This window comes from Butyrivibrio sp. (assembly GCF_017635265.1).
Lineage (GTDB): Bacteria > Bacillota > Clostridia > Lachnospirales > Lachnospiraceae > Butyrivibrio.
In genome coordinates this window covers 1-3,527 of the sequence record NZ_JAGBLU010000123.1, presented here as the reverse complement: position 1 = coordinate 3,527, position 3,527 = coordinate 1, and the positions used below count along the sequence as shown (strand labels likewise).

Here is a 3,527-nt window from a genome sequence, read left to right as displayed (position 1 = left end):
TTTCAAATTTATCTTGGCAATCTGCATAGATATCAGCCAAAGAAAGCTGTTTATATGGTATCATATATATCAGAATAACTCCTTTCTTGGTATTGGTCAGTGGTTTCTCGTCAATTCTATTGTACCATATCCGGTGAGGGGTTATTCATTTTTTATAGAGCAAAAGTGCCGTATTTATGCAGCTTTTGGCGTTTCACAAACGCCTAAATAATATATATGAAAAAGGGGAATAAGAAAATGGGATATGGAAGTTATTCAGCATCAGATTGGGCTAAACTAAAAAACAGCAGAAATTTGTCAAGAAACCAGAGCGTAGAAGAGGTTTTTACAAAAAAGCAATGTGATCCTAAATATGATCCAAAATATATAGGAACAAGAGAGTGTTTTGATTCAGAAGATCATCCAAATACAACACCTATCGTTGTTGGCCTTGATGTCACTGGGTCTATGGGATATCTGGCAGTTGAAGTTGCTACAAACGCTTTAAATGAGCTTATCACAAAATTGTACTCTACAGGAGCTGTAGAAGATCCGGCTTTAATGTGCGCAGCATACGGTGATTATCTGGACAATTCACCACTTCAGGTTACTCAGTTTGAATCTGATATCCGTATTGCGCAGCAGCTTTTGGATATTTATTTTGAAAACAATGGCAATGGCGAAGTAGTACCTACATGCCTTTGGGAGTTCCTTGCCCATCATACAAACATTGATGCCATCAATAAGAGAAATGAAAAGGGATTCCTTTTTACAATCGGTGACAAGGCAAGAATAAGAAAAGATTATGTAAATGAAACTATTAAAAGAGTTATTGGTGATAGAACCGGATATGTTTCCAGGGAAGCGGTACTTGCTGAAGTACAGAAAAAGTTTAATGTATTTCACATTATGATTGACCACGGAAACATAGAAAATCAGGAGCTTTTGGCGGGGCACACGATCATTATTGAAAGGCAGCATATCGGCAATATTCCTGAAATAATCATCAGCACAATTCAGTTGCAGAAAGGTAAAAAGCTTGACGAAGTGTTGGAACAGTGGGAGGAGCTTGACAGACCTTCTATAAGTGCTGCGCTTTCAAGGCTTTCCTTTGCAGATAACGGAATAAGTTTATGAAAACAATTGCTGTCATTGGTAAAAACTTTGGAGATGAAGGTAAAGGGCTTGTCTGCGCCTCGTTTGCTCAAAGCAATAAAAGAACTCTTATCATAAAGCATAATGGCGGAGGACAAGCCGGGCATACCGTTGAAGATAAGAGCGGCAAAAGGTTTATTCATCACCAGATAGGATCAGGGGCAGAATTCGGCGCAGATACGCTACTTGCGGATACGTTTTTGGTAGACTTGTATCAGCTTGGCAATGAATTAAAAGAGTTTGAGGCTGTTTATGGTTTTACTCCGAAGATTTACGCCGAAAATGGCACAAGGATTACAATTATAGATGATGTGCTTCGAAATATGTTCATCGAATCTGCCAGAGGGAAAAATCGTCACGGCAGCTGCGGAATGGGAATCAATGAATGTCTGAACAGGCATGAAAATGGACTTGTTCTTACAGTTGCTGATGTTTGTGATAAGTCTCTAAAAGAGCTGTTTGATATACTGGTCGATTTTAGAGAAAAATATGGTCAGAGAGATCTTGACTCTATATGTGACCTGTTTGAACGCAACAATCCTGGAAGAAGAGCGGATTATTATGATATGCTCACAAACAGTGACGCCCTTGCAAATTTTGCAGAGAGCATAAAGGAGACGGTGAAGCACATTGAAATAATAGATGCTTCTTCTGATTTCCTGCTTGGCTATAAACAGGTTGTTTTTGAGACGGGACAGGGGCTTTTGCTTGATAATGACTACAAAAAGTTTGCTCCGTACCTTACACCGTCAAAGACAGGTCTTTGGAATATAGCATCTTTTATTGATGAAAGAAATTTGAAACTTGATAGAGCGGTTTATGTTACCAGATCTTATGTTACAAGGCATGGTAACGGACCACTTCCGGGAGAGTGTGACAGAAATGAATTTCCCGAAGTAACCATGGACCTTACCAACATAGATAATGAGTGGCAGGGCTCTATCAGATACGCAAGGCATCAGGATATTGAAGACTTTGTACTACCTGTAAAAGATGATTATAGAAGCGTAGGGCAGTTTAGAAGCGTGAAAGAAACGGAGCTTTCTATCTTTATTACACATCTTAATGAAACTGACGGCTCCATTTATTTTAAGGATGAAGAGATTCCTTTTGATAAGCTAAAAGATATTCTGAAAACTAAATATGGCTTTTCCAATGTATGTGGCTTTTGGGAAAGATACTAAAATACAACTTAGAGGCAGTGGAAGAGAATGGGATTATTCACAACTTCATTCTCAATTTGTTACGCTGTAGATTAGAGAGAGGATTCTGATGTTTGCAATTAGCATGCATCAGAATCCTCTCTCTTTGTATATGCGTAAGTGATTGGCAACGTCCGCCACCATTGACTGAACCTGAGGAAAACACCTTGGTCTGCGAGCCGACGGTGAGGATGATGGGAACAGTAATTAGATTTGCGCACCGTCGGATTCAGAATTGTAGCGTTTCCCTCAGAACCCGTCAACGGCAAGCACCTGCGGTGTGGCTGGTTACAAGAGCCTCGGGCTCTGAATCCGAGAACAGTATGGAAGGCTACTTTCAAGGCTCCATGGACGCAGCTTTCGAATGCTGCATACAAAGCGTTAAAGCGTTGTTTTGATATATAGCTTGCTTTAAATAGGTCGTTCACCCGCAATAAAACGTAATTTGGGCATATTTCCTGTTTTACAAGATTACCACATCCCTCGCCAATGTTTTTGACTTGCGATTTTTGGTATATACGGCATTTTTGAAGTTTACACATCCTTTTATAAATGATTGATTGTCTCGAATCACTTATTCAATGGATGTGGCAATCCATTTTTTCTCGTATATGCCCAATTTCACTTCCTAAAAATAACTGTCGATGGATGTGTTAACTTAAAAAATATGACTATATACCCAATTCGCTTTGATAATCCAAATTTTACCCGAGAAAAAGTAGAAAGCCAGGGTAAGAAAAGAAATAATCAATATTTTACCCGAGGAAAAGTAGAAAGACAGGGTAAGAAATGAAATAATCAATATTTTACCCGAGAAAAAGTAGAAAGACAGGGTAAGAAAAGAAATAATCAATATTTTACCCGAGGAAAAGTAGAAAGTCAGGGTAAAAAATGAAATAATCAATATTTTACCCGAGGAAAAGTAGAAAGCCAGGGTAAGAAAAGAAATAATCAATATTTTACCCGAGAAAAAGTAGAAAGCCAGGGTAAGAAATGAAATAATCAATATTTTACCCGAGGAAAAGTAGAAAGCCAGGGTAAGAAACGTAATAATCATTATCTTACCCAAAGAAAACCAGAAAGATAGGGGAAGAAATGTAATATATATTTTTTTCCCAAGTTACCTGTTAAAATGGTGCTGAGAATAAAGAATAGCCGTATATGCCAAAACTAGCATTGTCGTACCCTTTA

The 3,527-nt window shown here is 38.3% G+C and carries 3 protein-coding genes; all 3 read left to right on the top strand.

Translation table 11 applies throughout. The annotated features are described in order from the left end of the window. A partial coding sequence (locus J6O61_RS15325; protein ID WP_292214976.1) for a hypothetical protein occupies nucleotides 1–211 on the top strand: 211 nt, incomplete at its 5' end. A 5-nt stretch (nucleotides 212–216) separates the two neighbouring features. Next, the gene (locus tag J6O61_RS15320; protein ID WP_292214975.1) at nucleotides 217–1,116 is read left to right on the top strand and encodes a hypothetical protein; all 900 of its coding nucleotides are present in this window, start codon (nucleotides 217–219) and stop codon (nucleotides 1,114–1,116) included. Continuing rightward, nucleotides 1,113–2,318: an adenylosuccinate synthetase gene (locus J6O61_RS15315; protein WP_292214973.1), complete on the top strand. Its 1,206-nt coding sequence runs from the start codon at nucleotides 1,113–1,115 to the stop codon at nucleotides 2,316–2,318. The genes J6O61_RS15320 and J6O61_RS15315 overlap by 4 nt, the downstream gene beginning before the upstream one ends. The last annotated feature ends 1,209 nt before the right edge of the window (nucleotides 2,319–3,527 follow it).

Coding starts and splice junctions, on each gene's coding strand:
- J6O61_RS15320 (WP_292214975.1), top strand. CDS start 217: ATGAAAAAGGGGAATAAGAAAATGGGATATGGAAGTTATTCAGCATCA.
- J6O61_RS15315 (WP_292214973.1), top strand. CDS start 1,113: ATGAAAACAATTGCTGTCATTGGTAAAAACTTTGGAGATGAAGGTAAA.